The sequence below is a fragment of the Paraburkholderia sp. BR10937 genome, from assembly GCF_040965695.1.
Taxonomy (GTDB): domain Bacteria; phylum Pseudomonadota; class Gammaproteobacteria; order Burkholderiales; family Burkholderiaceae; genus Paraburkholderia.
In genome coordinates this window covers 91,628-106,929 of record NZ_JBFRCL010000001.1, presented here as the reverse complement: position 1 = coordinate 106,929, position 15,302 = coordinate 91,628, and the positions used below count along the sequence as shown (strand labels likewise).

The 15,302-nt window shown below is 64.2% G+C and carries 17 protein-coding genes and 1 tRNA gene; 5 read left to right on the top strand and 13 right to left on the bottom strand.

The annotated features are described in order from the left end of the window. The first annotated feature begins 183 nt into the window (after positions 1-183). The 3 genes from rsmD to AB4Y44_RS00475 all read left to right on the top strand — a co-directional run bounded on the left by rsmD (position 184) and on the right by AB4Y44_RS00475 (position 1,776). Positions 184-825: a 16S rRNA (guanine(966)-N(2))-methyltransferase RsmD gene (gene rsmD, locus AB4Y44_RS00485; RefSeq protein ID WP_368698413.1), complete on the top strand. Its 642-nt coding sequence runs from the start codon at positions 184-186 to the stop codon at positions 823-825. Between the two features lie 108 nt (positions 826-933). Continuing rightward, entirely contained in the window at positions 934-1,428 is a 495-nt protein-coding gene (gene coaD / locus AB4Y44_RS00480) for a pantetheine-phosphate adenylyltransferase (protein ID WP_133185293.1), read from the top strand. Between the two features lie 87 nt (positions 1,429-1,515). Next, a complete protein-coding gene (locus AB4Y44_RS00475) occupies positions 1,516-1,776 on the top strand; it encodes a YfhL family 4Fe-4S dicluster ferredoxin (protein WP_342919453.1) in 261 nt (86 codons plus the stop codon). Between the two features lie 69 nt (positions 1,777-1,845). Here the strand turns inward: AB4Y44_RS00475 and hisC are convergent, their stop codons facing one another. The 8 genes from hisC to AB4Y44_RS00435 all read right to left on the bottom strand — a co-directional run bounded on the left by hisC (position 1,846) and on the right by AB4Y44_RS00435 (position 9,113). Continuing rightward, a complete protein-coding gene (hisC, locus tag AB4Y44_RS00470; RefSeq protein ID WP_342919452.1) occupies positions 1,846-2,913 on the bottom strand; it encodes a histidinol-phosphate transaminase in 1,068 nt (355 codons plus the stop codon). Between the two features lie 15 nt (positions 2,914-2,928). Continuing rightward, complete coding sequence (gene pth, locus AB4Y44_RS00465) at positions 2,929-3,531, bottom strand: aminoacyl-tRNA hydrolase (protein ID WP_368698412.1); 603 nt, start codon at positions 3,529-3,531, stop codon at positions 2,929-2,931. Positions 3,532-3,680: 149 nt separating this feature from the next. Next, complete coding sequence (locus tag AB4Y44_RS00460; RefSeq protein ID WP_342919451.1) at positions 3,681-4,289, bottom strand: 50S ribosomal protein L25/general stress protein Ctc; 609 nt, start codon at positions 4,287-4,289, stop codon at positions 3,681-3,683. A 169-nt stretch (positions 4,290-4,458) separates the two neighbouring features. Further along, on the bottom strand, positions 4,459-5,415 hold the full coding sequence (locus AB4Y44_RS00455) for a ribose-phosphate pyrophosphokinase (protein WP_069265235.1): 957 nt from the start codon (positions 5,413-5,415) through the stop codon (positions 4,459-4,461). Positions 5,416-5,505: 90 nt separating this feature from the next. Further along, positions 5,506-5,582: transfer RNA gene (locus tag AB4Y44_RS00450), tRNA-Gln, on the bottom strand. Positions 5,583-5,632: 50 nt separating this feature from the next. Beyond that, positions 5,633-6,535 carry a 4-(cytidine 5'-diphospho)-2-C-methyl-D-erythritol kinase gene (ispE, locus tag AB4Y44_RS00445; protein ID WP_342919450.1) on the bottom strand — a complete coding sequence of 301 codons (903 nt, stop codon included), beginning with the start codon at positions 6,533-6,535 and terminating at the stop codon, positions 5,633-5,635. 80 nt (positions 6,536-6,615) lie between these two features. Next, complete coding sequence (gene lolB, locus AB4Y44_RS00440) at positions 6,616-7,278, bottom strand: lipoprotein insertase outer membrane protein LolB (RefSeq protein WP_368698411.1); 663 nt, start codon at positions 7,276-7,278, stop codon at positions 6,616-6,618. Next, positions 7,278-9,113 (bottom strand): tetratricopeptide repeat protein, encoded by a 1,836-nt coding sequence (locus tag AB4Y44_RS00435; RefSeq protein WP_368698410.1) that lies wholly within the window; start codon positions 9,111-9,113, stop codon positions 7,278-7,280. Before AB4Y44_RS00435 ends, lolB begins: the two co-directional genes overlap by 1 nt. 122 nt (positions 9,114-9,235) lie before the next feature. On the opposite strand from AB4Y44_RS00435, the gene mutM reads away from it, so the two are divergent. Both mutM and mutY read left to right on the top strand, forming a co-directional pair. Then, a complete protein-coding gene (gene mutM / locus AB4Y44_RS00430; RefSeq protein WP_158756862.1) occupies positions 9,236-10,066 on the top strand; it encodes a bifunctional DNA-formamidopyrimidine glycosylase/DNA-(apurinic or apyrimidinic site) lyase in 831 nt (276 codons plus the stop codon). A gap of 15 nt (positions 10,067-10,081) precedes the next feature. Continuing rightward, positions 10,082-11,215 (top strand): A/G-specific adenine glycosylase, encoded by a 1,134-nt coding sequence (gene mutY / locus AB4Y44_RS00425; RefSeq protein WP_342919447.1) that lies wholly within the window; start codon positions 10,082-10,084, stop codon positions 11,213-11,215. A gap of 26 nt (positions 11,216-11,241) precedes the next feature. Here mutY and AB4Y44_RS00420 read toward each other — a convergent pair whose 3' ends face one another. From AB4Y44_RS00420 to raiA, 5 genes are all read right to left on the bottom strand, one after another. Then, positions 11,242-11,880 carry an LON peptidase substrate-binding domain-containing protein gene (locus AB4Y44_RS00420; RefSeq protein ID WP_342919446.1) on the bottom strand — a complete coding sequence of 213 codons (639 nt, stop codon included), beginning with the start codon at positions 11,878-11,880 and terminating at the stop codon, positions 11,242-11,244. Between the two features lie 42 nt (positions 11,881-11,922). Next, entirely contained in the window at positions 11,923-12,816 is an 894-nt protein-coding gene (gene rapZ, locus AB4Y44_RS00415; RefSeq protein WP_342919445.1) for an RNase adapter RapZ, read from the bottom strand. A 105-nt stretch (positions 12,817-12,921) separates the two neighbouring features. Next, positions 12,922-13,890: an HPr(Ser) kinase/phosphatase gene (gene hprK / locus AB4Y44_RS00410; protein WP_028201859.1), complete on the bottom strand. Its 969-nt coding sequence runs from the start codon at positions 13,888-13,890 to the stop codon at positions 12,922-12,924. A 196-nt stretch (positions 13,891-14,086) separates the two neighbouring features. Further along, positions 14,087-14,542, bottom strand: coding sequence for a PTS IIA-like nitrogen regulatory protein PtsN (ptsN, locus tag AB4Y44_RS00405; protein ID WP_028201860.1), 456 nt, complete (start codon positions 14,540-14,542; stop codon positions 14,087-14,089). A 353-nt stretch (positions 14,543-14,895) separates the two neighbouring features. Then, positions 14,896-15,252, bottom strand: coding sequence for a ribosome-associated translation inhibitor RaiA (raiA, locus tag AB4Y44_RS00400; protein WP_028201861.1), 357 nt, complete (start codon positions 15,250-15,252; stop codon positions 14,896-14,898). Positions 15,253-15,302: the final 50 nt, after the last annotated feature.

The window sequence follows — 15,302 nt, the reverse complement described above, 5'->3', positions numbered from 1 at the left end:
GATAGCCGGAGTCGCTGCGGCATTGCCGTGGGAGCGTTGCGGCGCGCACGCGGCACCTGCGCGGCCCTGTGGTAACGTGCGCGCATTGGAGGGCGCGATGCGAAAGCGTCGAACCCCACAGTCGAGTTCCGCCGGCAGGTTGACTGCCAGCGGTCAAATGCACGCAGCCGTACGACCCAACGCATGACCCGTTCCTCACCTTCACGTGGCCAAGGCGGCCGCACCCATCAGCCCGATCCCCGCGCACGTGGCGGCGGTGGCGCGCACACGATCCGCATCATCGGCGGCGACTGGAAGCGCACGCCGCTGCCGGTGCTCGACCTCGATGGTCTGCGCCCGACGCCCGACCGCGTGCGCGAGACGCTCTTCAACTGGCTCGGCCAGCGTCTCGACGGCCTGCGTTGCCTCGACCTGTTCGCGGGCAGCGGCGGTCTTGGCTTCGAGGCGGCCTCGCGCGGCGCCGCACGCGTCGTGATGGTGGAGCGCAGCGCGCGCGCCGCCGCGCAACTGCGCTCGAACCAGGCGCGCCTTGGCGCGCGCACGATCGAAATCGCGGAAGCCGACGCACTGCGCCTCGCGGCCAATCTGGCGCCAGGCTCGTTCGATGTGGTGTTCCTCGATCCGCCGTTCGGCGACACCGCGCTGCTCGAGCGCTCGCTCGAACTGGCTGCGCCGCTCGTCGCTCCGGACGGCTGGCTTTACGTCGAGTCGGGCGAGCGTATCGAACCGGCTGCGCGGCCCGCGCTGACGGGCTGGAGTGTCGTGCGCGAGGGCCGGGCGGGTGCGGTTCACTATCATTTGCTGCAGCGCGAAAATGAGGAATAATGCGCGTTCGATAAGAAGCGGCGGGCGGCCTGGCCGTCACGCACGCACGTGTGCATGCGTCGCCACGGCACTGCATTGCGCCCCATTTCTGTTGAGAGGAGAAGCCTCATGGTAGTCGCCGTGTACCCCGGTACCTTCGACCCGCTCACGCGCGGCCACGAAGATCTCGTGCGGCGCGCGTCGAGCATTTTCGACACGCTGGTAGTCGGCGTTGCGGACAGCCGCAACAAGAAGCCTTTCTTCTCGCTCGACGAGCGGCTCGAGATTGCCCACGAGGTGCTCGGCCACTATCCGAACGTGCAGGTCATGAGCTTCAAGGGGCTCCTGAAGGACTTCGTGCGCACCAACAACGCACGCGTGATCGTGCGCGGGCTGCGCGCGGTGTCGGACTTCGAGTACGAATTTCAGATGGCGGGCATGAATCGCTACCTGTTGCCCGACGTCGAGACGATGTTCATGACGCCTTCGGACCAGTATCAGTTCATTTCGGGCACGATCGTGCGCGAAATCGCCCAGTTGGGCGGCGATGTGAGCAAATTCGTGTTCCCGTCCGTGGAAAAGCGCTTGCAGGACAAGGTGGCCTCGATGGGCGGCCCGGTTTAGAAGGCGTGAACGCGCGGCGAAAGCAGCGTAAACTATAAGGCTAAGATGTGTGAGCCGGCCTTCGCGCCGGCGGGAAGTGAGAACAGCATGGCCCTGATGATTACCGACGAGTGCATCAATTGCGACGTGTGCGAGCCCGAGTGCCCGAATGACGCGATCTCGATGGGCCCGGAAATCTATGTGATCGACCCGAAGAAGTGCACCGAATGTGTCGGCCATTTCGATGAGCCGCAGTGCATCCAGGTGTGCCCGGTGGAGTGCATTCCCAGGAATCCGGAGCATGTCGAGTCGCCCGAGCAATTGATGCAGAAGTACCACGCGCTGACGGCGGCGAAGAACAACGCCTGAATCGCGGGATTCTCCGGGAAATAAAAAACGCGCCAACTGGCGCGTTTTTTATTTCAACTTGCTGTTTCCTTACGCGACGATGGCCTTCAACGCATCGACGAGCGTGTCGCACTCGGCATCGGTGCCGATCGAGATGCGCAGATGCTGGTTCACGCGCGGCGCGTTGAAATGGCGCACGAAGATCTCTTTTTCGCGCAGCTTGGCCGCAATTGCCGCCGCATCGTGCGCAGGATGCTTCGCGAACACGAAATTCGCCGCCGAAGGGACCACTTCGAAGCCGAGCGCCGTGAGCGCGGCCGTCAGGCGCTCGCGGCTGGCGATCACGCGCGCGCTCGTCGTCTTCAGCCACTCGCCGTCTTCGTAAGCGGCGGTCGCCGCGGCTTGCGCCAGGCGGTCGAGCGGGTACGAGTTGAAGCTGTCCTTCACGCGGTTCAGCGCATCGATGAGATCGGGGTGACCGAACGCGAAGCCCACGCGCATGCCCGCGAGCGAGCGCGATTTCGAAGTCGTGTGCACGACCAGCAGGTTCGGATAGCGGTCGATCAGCGCGATCGCCGATTCGGCGCCGAAATCCACATACGCTTCGTCGATCACCACCACGGATTCCGTGTTCGCCGCGACGAGCCGCTCGATTTCCGCGAGCGGCAGCGCGTGACCCGTGGGCGCATTCGGATTCGGGAAGATCACACCTCCATTGGGCTGGCGGTAATCGTCGATGCGAATCGTGAACTGCTCCGTGAGCGGCACGGTGCGGTACTCGACCTCGTAGAGCCGCGCGTAGGTCGGGTAGAAGCTGTAGGTGATGTCGGGAAAGAGGATCGGCTGGTCGTGCTTGAGCAGCGCCTGGAATGCGTGAGCGAGCACCTCGTCCGAGCCGTTGCCGACGAACACCTGCTCCGCGCGAATGCCGTGGTGCGCGGCCACGGCGGCGCGCAGACGCTTCGCGACGGGGTCGGGATAGCGGCGCAGCGATTCGCCCGTCTCGCCGAGCTCGTGGCGGATCGCCTCGAGCACGCGCGGAGAGGGCGCATACGGATTCTCGTTGGTGTTGAGCTTGACCGGCTTCGCGAGCGCGGGCTGTTCGCCCGGCACGTAGGGTACGAGCCGGTTGACGATGTCACTCCAGTAACGACTCAAGACGCTCTCCTTGTTTCAACCATTGCGATGCAGCTGCATCACCGCGCGTTCGGCCTCGCCCTTCACGAACGTCGGCATCACGGCGAGCGCGCGTTCGATCGAGTCGTCGATCACCTCCTGCTCCTCGCGGCGCGGCGGCTTGAGCACGAAGTTCGCGACGTCGGGCTTCGCACCGGCGCGCGCGCCTTCGGGGATCAGGTCACGCGGATGGCCGATGCCGATGCGCAAACGCCAGTACTGCTGGGTCGACAGATGCGCGGAGATGTCCTTCAGGCCGTTGTGGCCGCCGCTGCCGCCGCCGAGCTTGAGCTTGACGGTGCCGGGCGGCAGATCGAGCTCGTCGTGCGCGACGAGGATCTGGTCGGGCAGGATCTTGAAGAACGCCGCGAGGGCGACGACCGATTGCCCCGAGCGGTTCATATAGGTCTGCGGTTCGAGCAGGTGCACTTCCTCGCCGTAGAGGCGGGCCTTCGCATAGTGGCCATGGAAGCGCCGCTCGTCGCGCAGCGTCGTGCCGGCTTCGCGCGCGAGCTGGTCCACGAGCCAGAAGCCCGCGTTGTGGCGCGTCGCCGTGTATTCGGCGCCCGGATTGCCGAGCCCGACGATCAACCTGATCATTGTGGTGTTCCGCCTGCGTAAATCGATGAACTGACCCGCAAGTGTACGAAAAAGTGCGAAAAAAAACCCGCCGGGGCGAACCGCGGCGGGTCACGTCGTCCGTTTCAGGGAAACGGATCGAGAGGATCGGCTCTTTGAAGCCGCTGCGATTACTCTGCAGCCGGTGCTTCTTCGCCTTCAGCTGCCGCCTGGGCGCCAGCCGGCACGGGTGCCGACACGATGACCGGATTTTCCGTTTCAACGTGCTGAACCAGCGTCACGCCTGCGGGCAGGGTGATGTCCTTGGCATGCAGCGATTGACCGGCTTCGATCTTCGCGAGGTCGACTTCGAGGAATTCCGGCAGTTGACCCGGCAGGCACTGGACTTCGATTTCAGCCAGAACGTGCGAGATGATCGCGCCACCCGTCTTCACAGCCGGGTTGGTTTCCTGGTTCATGAAGTGCAGGGGCACCTTCGTGTGGATCTTCTTGCTCGGATCCACGCGCTGGAAGTCCACGTGCAGCACGAGCTGACGGAACGGGTGGTATTGCACGTCGCGCAGCAGCACTTGCTGCGACTTGCCGGCCACTTCGAGGTCGAGGATCGACGAGTGGAAGGCTTCCTTCTTGAGGGCGTGCCACAGCGCGTTGTGATCGATTTCGATCAGTTGCGGCTCGGCGCCGACACCGTAAACGATGCCAGGGGTCTTGCCAGCAATGCGCAGGCGGCGGCTCGCACCCGTACCTTGCAGGTTACGCTCGAAAGCGATGACTTTCATTTGATTCTCCAATGCACTGCCCGCGACCAGGCAGTAAAACGGGGCCTTTTCAGCAGAATGCCTGCCTTTGGGCCCCCAGCGATGCAGCGCAAACCATCGTCCGGTCGCGCCGATTACGTGCAAAAGCGCGGCGTCCTTGCGAACACCGCGCCTTGCGCGTCAATTCTTGTTAGCTTTCCGCGAACAGCGACATCACCGAGTCGCCGCGACGGATACGCGAGAACGTTTCGGCGAGAAGGCCTGCACTCGTGAGCGAGCGGATCTTCGCGCACGAACGCGCTTCGGCGCCCAGCGGAATCGTGTCGGTCACGACGAGCTCGTCCAGAGCCGAAGCGGCGATACGCTCGCCTGCGCCACCCGAGAGAACCGGGTGCGTGGCGTAAGCGAACACCTTCTTCGCGCCGCGTTCCTTCAGCACTTGCGCTGCCTTGCAGAGCGTGCCGGCGGTGTCGACCATGTCGTCCATGATCACGCAGGTGCGGCCTTCGACTTCACCGATGATGTTCATCACTTCGGCGACGTTCGCCTTCGGACGACGCTTGTCGATGATGGCGAGGTCGCAATTCAGTTGCTTGGCGAGCGCACGGGCGCGCACCACGCCGCCGACGTCCGGCGAAACGACCAGCAGGTTCTCGTGATTCTGCTTGCGCAGATCGCCGAGCAGCACGGGCGTTGCGTAGATGTTGTCGACGGGAATATCGAAGAAGCCCTGAATCTGGTCGGCGTGCAGATCCATCGTGATGATCCGCTCGACACCGGCGATTTCCAGCATGTTCGCCACGACCTTCGCCGAGATGGCGACGCGCGCCGAACGGGGGCGGCGGTCTTGACGGGCATAGCCGAAGTAGGGAATAGCTGCGGTGATCCGGCCTGCGGATGCGCGCTTGAGCGCATCGACCATGATCATCAGTTCCATCAGGTTGTCGTTGGTCGGCGCGCAAGTCGACTGAAGGACGAAGACGTCCTTGCCGCGCACGTTTTCCTGGATTTCGACCTGGATTTCACCATCGGAAAAGCGGCTAACCATAGCCTTACCGAGGGGAATACCGAGGATCTTGACGACTTCCTGGGCAAGCGCGGGATTTGCGTTGCCAGTAAAAACCATCAGGCCGTCATGGCTGCTCATCATGCACCTGCTGCGGACTTTGAGGGGGCGAGAGGAACTACTTAGGCGAACTGCCCTGGGTAACCCACAGAGCGAACTGCCTGGAATTTTTGGCAGGGGAGGAAGGACTCGAACCCTCGCATGCCGGAATCAAAATCCGGTGCCTTAACCAACTTGGCGACTCCCCTACACTCAACTTTGAGCCTGACTGACCGGTAGGACGATCAGCCACGCAAAACTATGCCGCGAAAGCGAAGAGTGGATGTTTGTTCAGACTCGAGGCTATCGCGCTCCTCCAGTCCGGTTGTTCCGCAAGCAGTCTGGCTCGTGCCGATTCTGCTTCGGACCGACTGGCGAATGCTGCAAAAACGCTGGCACCCGATCCGGTCATCCGCGCTGGTGCGATGCTGTTCGAAACACTTTCAAACCATCGAAGCACCTGCGCTACTTCCGCGTATTTTCCTGCGACAACCGCTTGCATATCGTTATGACCGAAGCTGTCTGGCCATCCCTGCTGCGTTGCTTGCTGTGCAAGAAAGACTGCTATTGTGCAGGTCTTTGTGTCCCTTGTCAATGACTTTTCCGAAAAAATCTCGGCAGTCGGAACATGAACCCGCGGCGTCACGACCAAAAAATGACGCGGGGGCAATTGTACAGCCTCGAGAGCTTCGCCAACACCCTCCGCGAACGCATTTTTTCCGAACACGAAGAAGGGCACGTCCGCGCCCAGCTTGAGTGCGAGCGCCTGCAATTCCTCGCGCTGCAGATCGAGCTTCCAGAGGCGGTTGAGCGCGAGCAGCGTCGTGGCGGCGTCGGAGCTGCCGCCGCCCAGACCCGCGCCCATCGGCAGACGCTTTTCGATATCGATCTCGACACCCTCGCTCGTGCCCGTGTGTTCCTTGAGCAGCGTCGCGGCGCGCACGGTGAGGTCGTGCTCGGCAGGTACGCCTTCCACTTCCACGGTGCGCGTGATGCGGCCATCGTGGCGGCGCGTGAAATGCAGCGTGTCGCCCCAGTCGAGCAACTGGAACACGGTCTGCAGATCGTGATAGCCATTGGGACGGCGGCCCGTGATGTGCAGGAAGAGATTGAGTTTCGCGGGCGCGAGGCAGTCGCGCAGCGAGTCCTGGGTTTCGATCATGATGCTTTTGGGATGGTGCCTGGATCCTGGCCGGCGCGTGCCGGCCAGATATTGCTGATGTGAGGCCGCAACCGGCCCGCTTACTGGTCGAGCACGAGCTTGATCTGAAGCGGCGGGACATCGCGCGTGAGATTGACGCGCTTCACGCCATTGGCCGGCGCTTCCGTGTAGGCGACGTAATCGATGGTCCAGCCGTCCTGCTCGATCTGCGAAAGCCGCTGCGGATTCTGCGGGTCGGGCGTGGTGCGCGCGTGCGAGGTGGGCGCAACCGATGGCTGCAGCCAGTAGCGCAGCCCTTCCACGGGTAGTGCGAAGCCGAACGCCTGCTGCATGAGCGTACTCACGTTGTCGGCCGTGAGCGGCTGGCGGTTGGGCAGTTCCAGCGTGGCTTGCGACGGTGCGGAGGTGACGAGCGCGAGCGTCTGGCCGAGCGGATTGAGCAGTTGCAGCGTCACCGTCGAATCGGTCTCGTGCCAGTCGAAGTTGCCGTATGCGTTGCGCTGCTGGCCGTTCTGGTCGACGTACTGCACGGCGAAGCGGCCATGATAGGCGCGGTTCGTCTGCGTACTGAGCGAGGTCGTCGCGTTCGAGGTGGACGGCTGGCGCGGTGGCTGTTGTGTCGCACAGCCCGCGAGCACGAGGAGCGCGGCCGCCGCTGCGCCAAGCGACGCGCGCCGTACAAGGCGGGTGGCGGGCGCAACGGGGAGGGCCTTGGGGGAAACCGAAGTGAAAAAATCTGCCATCAGAGATCGTTGACCTGGAGGCGCTTGAGCGTCTTCAGGAGCGTGTCGTTGTCGGGTTCGAGCTTGCGGGCCTCGCGCCAGGCAGCGCGTGCGCCGTCCTGGTCGCCGTTTTTCCAGAGCACTTCGCCGAGATGCGCGCCAATTTCCGCGTTCGGCTGGAGGCTGTAGGCCTTGCGCAAGAGCTTGATCGCGTCGGCATTGTCGCCCAGGCGATATTTCACCCAGCCCACGCTGTCCATGATGAACGCGTCGTCCGGGGCGAGCGACGAGGCTTTTTCGACCAGTTTGTCGGCTTCCTGCAGGCGCTGGTTGCGGTCCGCGAGCGAGTATCCGAGCGCGTTGTAGGCCTGCGGATTGTCGGGCTGCGTCTTGATCAGCTTGCGCAACTGCGCTTCCATGACGTCGTAATGGCCGGTTTTCTCCGCTGCCATTGCGTAGTCGTAGGTGAGATCCGGGTCGTCCGGGAAGTCGGTGGTCGCCTTCGCGAGCCGTGCCTCGGCTTCCGGGTAGCGCTTCGCGTCGAACAGGATCGCGGCGTCGGTGCGCGCGATCAGCGCCTGGTCGCGCGGATCGTCGGCCTGGATGCTCGCGAGCTGGCGGCGCGCGTCGTCGGTCTTGCCTTCCTTGTCGAGGATTTGTGCGCGCGTGATCTGGGCCGGCACGTACTGCTGGCTGCTCGGCTGGATCTTGTCGAGCCACTTCTGCGCGCCGGCGTCGTCCTTCTGCTCGACCGACAGTTGCGCGAGGTAGATATAGGCCTGGCCGGGGTCGGCGGCCGGATTCTTCTCGGCAATCTGCGCGTATTGCGTCAGATACTTCTGCGCGGCGTCGAGCTTCTTCTGCTGCACGCTGATGAGCGCGAGCGCCATGAGCGGCATCAGGTCGGTCGCGTTGTCCTTGTGCAAGGTCTCGAACTGCTTCTGCGCGTCGTCGAGGCGGTCGGCAGCGAGATAGGTCTGTGCGAGCGCAAGACGGCCTTCGCGCGACTTGGGGTTCTGCTGGACGTACTTTTCGATCGATGCAATGCCTTCGGCGCGCTCCTCCGGGCCCATCTGCGCGAGCATCAGCGCGGCGGGAAGGTAGTCGGGCTTGAGCGCGAGCGCCTGCTCGAACGACTTGCGCGCGCCGGGCGCGTCGTCGGCGAGCAGTTGCTGGCGGCCGATCGCGAGCTGCGCCTCGGGACGGTTCATGTCGTCCTTGAGCAGTGCTTTGAGGACATTCAGGCCGCCCACGCGATTGGGGCCGCGCGAAAGCAGAAGCTGCAGCGAGAGGATGGCCTGACCGCGGCTGTCGGCCGGTACCTTCGCCAGCTCGCGCGCGAGCAGCGGCTGGGCGTCGTCGGGCTTGCCGGCGAGCACGAGCAGCGACGCGTCGAGTTGCGCGGCGCGCTCGGAATCGGGTGCGTACTGCTGCCAGAGCTGGACAGCAGTCAGGGCGTCGGACGGGCTTTGCGCCGAGAGCGCGATTTCGGTCGCGCGCTGCGCCATGCGCGGGTCGTGCGTGTCGCGCGCGAGCGCGAGATACGTTTGAAAGGCCGGTGCAGGCTGGTCGCGCTGCAGCGCGATCTCCGCGGCGAGCACCTGGAAGACGATCTGGCTCGACAGCGGAACGCCCGGCAGAGCCTTCTTCTCGTCGGGCGAGGCGGGACCGAAAGCGTCCGGCATGGTGACGGAAGTGTCGTCCGTGTCGGGGGACGGATCCTGCGCATACGCGCTCGACGTGGTCAATGCCCAGGCGGCGAGAACCGCGGCGCCAATGAGGCGACGCGCGAAGGCTGCAGGTACGCGGGGCGTCGCGCGACGCTTCGCGAACAGCTTAACGAAAGACAGTTCCATGGAATTCCGTCGAATGTTTCGGTCGATTGTAACGCGCTGGCTACAATACGCGCACAACGCGCACACACGTTTACGCAAGTTGCAGACCAACCCGGACCAGCATCCGAATCAGGCCGTCAGATATGCCAGAGTTGCCAGAAGTTGAGGTTACCCGAAGGGGGATCGAACCGTGGGTCGCGGGCCGCCGCGTCGAGCGTGTGGAGGTGCGCAACCCCGCATTGCGCTGGCCCGTGCCGGCCACGCTCGCCCGTACGCTGCGCGGCCGCACGATACGTTCGGTCGGGCGGCGCGGCAAATATTTGCTGTTCGAGGTCGACGAGGGCTGGTTCATCGTGCATCTCGGCATGACCGGCACGCTGCGCGTGCTGCGCAATCTGCCGAAGCCGCCGGCTGCGGAAAAGCATGATCACGTCGACTGGTTCTTCGACGACTTCACGCTGCGCTTTCGCGACCCGCGCCGCTTCGGCGCCGTGCTCTGGCACCCGCGCGAGGCCGGCGACGTGCTCGGCCATCCGCTGCTGGCGGGCCTCGGCATCGAGCCGTTCACGCCGGCCTTCGACGGCGCGCTGCTGTTTCGCGAGACCCGCGGCCGCAAGGTCGCCGTCAAGCAGGCGCTGCTCGCGGGCGATATCGTGGTGGGCGTTGGCAATATCTACGCGTCGGAAAGCTTGTTCCGCGCCGGCATCCGGCCGACGACCCCGGCGGGCCGCGTTTCGCTTGCGCGTTACGAACTGCTCGCGGACGCCGTGCGCGCCGTGCTCGCCTCGGCCATCGAGAAGGGCGGCAGCACGCTGCGCGACTTCGTCGGCAGCAACGGCCAAAGCGGCTATTTCCAGCTGGAATACTTCGTATATGACCGCGCGGGCCAACCCTGCCGCGTGTGCGGCACGCCGATCAAACAGATCGTGCAGGGCCAGCGTTCCACTTATTTCTGTCCGCGCTGCCAGCGCTGAGCGACCAGCTTTTCCATGTACCGAACTTCGTCCACTTCCGCGCCGCTACCGGCTGGCGCGTATCCCGCTGAACTGCTCACCGGTTTCGCGCCGCGCCTGATCGCCTGGCAGCGCGAGCATGGCCGTCACGACCTGCCGTGGCAGAACACGCGCGACCCGTACCGCATCTGGCTCTCGGAAATCATGCTGCAGCAGACCCAGGTCTCGACCGTGATTCCGTACTACGCACGTTTTCTCGAGCGCTTTCCCACGGTCGAAGCGCTCGCCGCGGCGCCCGACGACGATGTGATGGCGCTCTGGGCCGGCCTCGGCTATTACTCGCGCGCGCGCAATCTGCACCGCTGTGCGCAGGTCGTGGCCGATACCCACGGCGGCAAGTTTCCGTCGACGGTCGAGGCGCTCGCGGAGTTGCCCGGCATCGGCCGTTCGACGGCGGCGGCGATCGCGTCGTTCGCGTTCGGCGCGCGCGAGACGATCCTGGACGGCAACGTGAAGCGCGTGCTCGCGCGCGTGTTCGGCGTGGAAGGCTTTCCTGGCGAAAAGCGCGTGGAGAACGCGATGTGGACGCTCGCCGAGACGCTCGTGCCGGGTCCCGCAGCGAGCGACGCCGACGTGAGCGCGTACACGCAAGGCTTGATGGATCTCGGCGCGACGCTGTGCGGGCGCGGCAAGCCCGACTGCGCGCGCTGCCCGTTCGCGGACGACTGCGTGGCGAAGACGACGGGACGTCAGCGCGAACTGCCTGCCGCGCGCCCGAAGAAGGCCGTGCCCACGCGGCGCACATGGATGCTCGTGCTGCTCGACGGCGATGCGGTCATGCTGGAGAAGCGTCCGCCATCGGGTATCTGGGGCGGCTTGTGGAGCTTGCCCGAAGCCGCGGACGAACCCGCGCTCGCCGAGCGCGCGAGAGATTTCGGCGTGACGCCGGAGGGCGCGGCGTCGAGCTTCGCACTCATGCCGCTCGCGCATACGTTCACGCATTTCAAGCTCGACATCGAGCCGCGCGTGATCGAACTCAAGCACGATGCCGCGCCGCTCGAAGCCAACGATGGACAGACCGCGTGGGTGTCGCTCGGCAATATCGACGCGTATGGCGTGCCCGCGCCGGTGCGCAAGCTGCTCGACGGTTTGCGTGGACCGCTCGTCTGAGTCAGCAAGAGAGCCGCATCGGCGCCTCAAAGCAACTGGTGCTGCTGCATGTAGTGATGGACGATTTCGATACGTGCGCCCGCGTCGTTCAACTCCATGAGCTTCTGACGCGCGCGCAACGCGATCGGCAGCACCTCGGCCAGACGGTTCGATACCCACGAGGGATCGTCGAAGCGGAACGGCTCCGCAAACGGCAGGCTCGCCGGGTCGCGCTCGCGGATCGTCGCGATGATGCGCTCGAGCACTTCCGCACACGCGCCGAATTGCGCGAGCTGTTTGCCGCCTTCCAGCGGAATATCTTCGGGGATCAACTCGGCCATGCCCACGAGCAGGCCGTCGGCTTCCACGCGATGCGAGAGCAGATGAAAGCGCTGCGTGCCATGAGCCTGGATGTGCAGCATGCCGACAGTTTCGACATCGCATTGCTCGATGAGCGCGAGGCAGCCCACGGATTCGGGCACGGCAGTCGTCTCGTCGGGCTGTGCGACTTCCGCGCCGCTTTTGAGCAGACACACGCCGAACGGCGTGTGCTCGCGCAGGCACTCGCTCGCCATGTCCAGGTATCGCGCTTCGAAGATCTTGAGCGGCAGCAGGCCGCCGGGGAACAGCACCGTATGCAGCGGGAACAACGGTAAATCGGCAAGCACGGCAGGAGACGAGGACATGGCGCAACGCTTTCGGTTAAGGGCCGCGCGATGCGCAGCCGGTTAGGCGATCAGCCGTGACGACTCTCCGACATCGAGAGGCGCGTCGCGGTGACGCACGATAACGTTCGACTCGCCGGCAAAGCGCGTGGCGAGCGTCTGGGCGATATACACCGATCGATGTTGTCCGCCCGTGCAGCCGATCGCAACGGTGAGATAGCTGCGGTTGTCGGCGCGAAAATGCGGCAGCCACTTCGCGACGAACGCATAGACATCGTCGATCATTTCGTGGACGGCCGGCTGCGCATTCAGAAAGTCGATCACGGGCTGATCGAGCCCGGTGAGCGGACGCAGGCGGGCGTCGTAATGCGGGTTCGGCAGCGTGCGCACGTCGAACACGAGGTCCGCGTCGAGCGGCACGCCGCGCTTGAAGCCGAACGATTCGAACGTGAGCATGAGCGAGCCGCGCTCGCCTTCGACGAACACCTTCACCCACTGGCGCAGCGCGTTGGAACTCAGGTTGCTCGTGTCGACCTGATGGCCGAACTCGGCGAGATTCGAGACGAGTTCGCGCTCGTGCTCGATCGCTTCTTCGAGTGACTTGAGCATGCCCACGTTCGCGTCGTGCGCGGCGGAGCCCGACAGCGGATGGCGGCGCCGCGTTTCCGAGAAGCGCTGGATGAGCGACTGCGTGCTCGCGTTCAGGAAGAGCACGCGCACGTCGTGGCGAAGAGCCAGGTCGCGGATCATCTCCGGCATGTCGTCGAACGACGAACTCGAGCGCGCATCGATAGCGACGGCGAGGCGTTCGTAGCCGTCGTCGCTGAGATATTGGGCGAGTTGCGGTAGAAAGCGCGGTGGCAGATTGTCGACGCAATAGTAGCCGACGTCTTCGAGCGCGTTGAGCGCCACTGACTTGCCGGAACCCGAAATGCCGGTGATCAGGATGATACGCATGGGAGAGTCGATGAACCCGATTGGGTCATCATAGCATCCGATCCGCGCACCTGTATTGGCTCTCCGGGCCGCAGCGCCCGTTTCGAAGCCGCGCGCCTACGAGCGTCAGATCAGCTTGCCGGGAAACTGGCTGTCGGGGTCCTGCATGGCGAGACGCTGGCGGTCCATGAAGTCGCGCAGGGTGTCGATACCGCGCAATTGCAGGATCGTGTTGCGCACGGCGGCCTCGACCAGCACGGCGAGGTTGCGGCCCGCGGCCACCTGGATCGTGACCTTGCTGATGGGCAGGCCCAGCACGTCGACGGTCTGGCTCTCCAGCGGCAGACGCTGGAACTCGCCGTCCGGGCGGCGCACGAGCTGCACGATGAGCTTGAGCTTCATCTTCCGGCGCACGGCCGTTTCACCGAAGATCGTCTTGATGTCGAGCAGACCGAGGCCGCGCACTTCGAGCAGGTTCTGCAACAGCGGCGGGCAGCGGCCCTCGACGAAATCGGGGCCGAGGCGCACGAAGTCCACGGCATCGTCGGCCACGAGGCCATGGCCGCGGCTGATCAGCTCCAGACCCAGCTCGCTCTTGCCGAGACCCGAGTCGCCCGTGAGCAGCACGCCCATGCCGAGAATGTCGAGAAACACGCCGTGCAGCGTCGCGCGCGGCGCGAGAATGCGCGACATGTAGAGGCGCAGGCTGTCGATGACGGTGGCCGCCGACATCGGCGTGGTGAAGAGCGGCGTGGAAGAGCGCGTGCAACGCAGCACCAGTTCGGGCGGCGCGGTCATGCCGTCGGCGACCACGAGGAACGGCGGTTCGAGTGCGATCAGCTCGGCCATGTGGCGCGAGCGGTCTTCGTCGGTCTGGCGCTGGTAGTAGTGGATTTCGGCGTCGCCGAGCACCTGGATGCGGTTCGGGTGGATCAGGTTCAGGTGGCCGACGAGGTCCGCGCTCGCCGTGGCCGTGGCCACCGTCTCGGTCGAAAAGCCGCGTTCCCAGCCTTCGTGCCCCGTCAGCCAGCTGAGCTTCAGCGTGGTGGCGTTGTCGTCGAAGATGCTTTGGGCGTTGATGCTGGAAGTGTCCATGAGTCGGTGACTCCGCGAGATGGCTCGCTTAACGGCTGACTGAATTGCTGGCTAAATAATCCGCGTGACCTGGGTGCGCTACCTGGGTAGTTAACGGCTGCCGGCGCCTTACGCTTCACCCCTGCAACGAGCGTCGAGCGCGCGCTGTTCGGCCGCGCGTACCGCGGCCGGGCAACGCAAGACGCCACACATTACATCAAGGTTGCCACTGGGTGAGCAGGCGATGCAACGTTTCGCGGTCTTCTTCCGTATGGAGCCGCTCACGCGTTTCGCGATCCGACAGTAGCTGTGCGATCTCGGACAGGATTTCAAGGTGCTGCTGCGTGGCCTGTTCGGGCACGAGCAGGAAGATCAGGAGCGAGACGGGCTGACCGTCTGGCGCTTCGAAGGCGATCGGCTCGGCGAGGCGCACGAAGGCGGCCTGCGGCTGCTTCAGGCCCTTGATGCGGCCGTGCGGGATCGCGACGCCTTCGCCGAGGCCCGTGGAGCCGAGACGCTCGCGTGCGAAAAGATTGTCGGTAACCGTGCTGCGGGCGATGCCGTTCTGGTTTTCGAAGATCAGGCCAGCCTGCTCGAAGACGCGTTTCTTGCTGGTGACGGACAGGCCGACGACGACGTTCTCGATGGGAAGTATTTTGGCTAAACGATTCATGTTGGCAGGCGAAAACGTGGCCTGAATGCTCCACACCCCGACAGCTGCCCGCTTTGGCGGAAGCTTTGGATCTGGCGACGAAGCCCGGTGCCGGGACCGTGGGGACCTGTTGGCGCGTTAGACCCCGTAATACGACTGGATCATTATAGAACAAGCGTCCACGCCGATGGTGCGATGCGCCACGCATGAGCGCAACCCTCGTTGCCCGGTTGCACCCAGCGGTAAAACCCTGCATTGCGCGTACTCACGAAAAAGCCGCCCGGTTCGGGCGGCTTCGCTTCGAGGGGCGGAGGATGAACTATCGACTCCAGCCCCGGTTCATGGCGTGAATCGCCACACAGGACACTGTGGGATCACTGCGGCGGGATTTCGATGATGGGCGCAGGCTGGTGCTTGATCGCCTCATGTTGATGTCCCTGCACGCGGTCCTTGTGACGTACGACCTGGCGGTCCAGCTTGTCGACCACGAGATCGATGGCGGCGTACATGTCGCCGTTCGCGCTCTCCACAAATATGTCCTTGCCTTTCAGATGAAGGTTCACTTCGACCTTCTGTCTCTTATCCTTTTCCTTATGGTTGTCGACCGAGAGGACCACATTGCCATCGATTACCTGATCGAAATGTCTTAGCACCCTGTCCAGTTTGGTGATCACGTATTCTCGCAACGCTGGCGTTACTTCGAGATGGTGTCCACTGATCTTCAGATTCATAGTGCTTCTCCAGGCTAATGGCCGCGTGACGCGTGAAGTGCGGCAATGCC

Excerpts from the sequence above, each read along its gene's own strand:
- pth (WP_368698412.1), bottom strand. The coding sequence starts at position 3,531 with ATGATCAGGTTGATCGTCGGGCTCGGCAATCCGGGCGCCGAATACACG.
- rapZ (WP_342919445.1), bottom strand. The coding sequence starts at position 12,816 with ATGCGTATCATCCTGATCACCGGCATTTCGGGTTCCGGCAAGTCAGTG.
- AB4Y44_RS00475 (WP_342919453.1), top strand. The coding sequence starts at position 1,516 with ATGGCCCTGATGATTACCGACGAGTGCATCAATTGCGACGTGTGCGAG.
- AB4Y44_RS00420 (WP_342919446.1), bottom strand. The coding sequence starts at position 11,880 with ATGTCCTCGTCTCCTGCCGTGCTTGCCGATTTACCGTTGTTCCCGCTG.
- mutY (WP_342919447.1), top strand. The coding sequence starts at position 10,082 with ATGTACCGAACTTCGTCCACTTCCGCGCCGCTACCGGCTGGCGCGTAT.
- hprK (WP_028201859.1), bottom strand. The coding sequence starts at position 13,890 with ATGGACACTTCCAGCATCAACGCCCAAAGCATCTTCGACGACAACGCC.
- ptsN (WP_028201860.1), bottom strand. The coding sequence starts at position 14,542 with ATGAATCGTTTAGCCAAAATACTTCCCATCGAGAACGTCGTCGTCGGC.
- rsmD (WP_368698413.1), top strand. The coding sequence starts at position 184 with ATGACCCGTTCCTCACCTTCACGTGGCCAAGGCGGCCGCACCCATCAG.
- AB4Y44_RS00455 (WP_069265235.1), bottom strand. The coding sequence starts at position 5,415 with ATGAGCAGCCATGACGGCCTGATGGTTTTTACTGGCAACGCAAATCCC.
- AB4Y44_RS00460 (WP_342919451.1), bottom strand. The coding sequence starts at position 4,289 with ATGAAAGTCATCGCTTTCGAGCGTAACCTGCAAGGTACGGGTGCGAGC.
- mutM (WP_158756862.1), top strand. The coding sequence starts at position 9,236 with ATGCCAGAGTTGCCAGAAGTTGAGGTTACCCGAAGGGGGATCGAACCG.
- AB4Y44_RS00435 (WP_368698410.1), bottom strand. The coding sequence starts at position 9,113 with ATGGAACTGTCTTTCGTTAAGCTGTTCGCGAAGCGTCGCGCGACGCCC.
- raiA (WP_028201861.1), bottom strand. The coding sequence starts at position 15,252 with ATGAATCTGAAGATCAGTGGACACCATCTCGAAGTAACGCCAGCGTTG.
- coaD (WP_133185293.1), top strand. The coding sequence starts at position 934 with ATGGTAGTCGCCGTGTACCCCGGTACCTTCGACCCGCTCACGCGCGGC.
- lolB (WP_368698411.1), bottom strand. The coding sequence starts at position 7,278 with ATGGCAGATTTTTTCACTTCGGTTTCCCCCAAGGCCCTCCCCGTTGCG.
- ispE (WP_342919450.1), bottom strand. The coding sequence starts at position 6,535 with ATGATCGAAACCCAGGACTCGCTGCGCGACTGCCTCGCGCCCGCGAAA.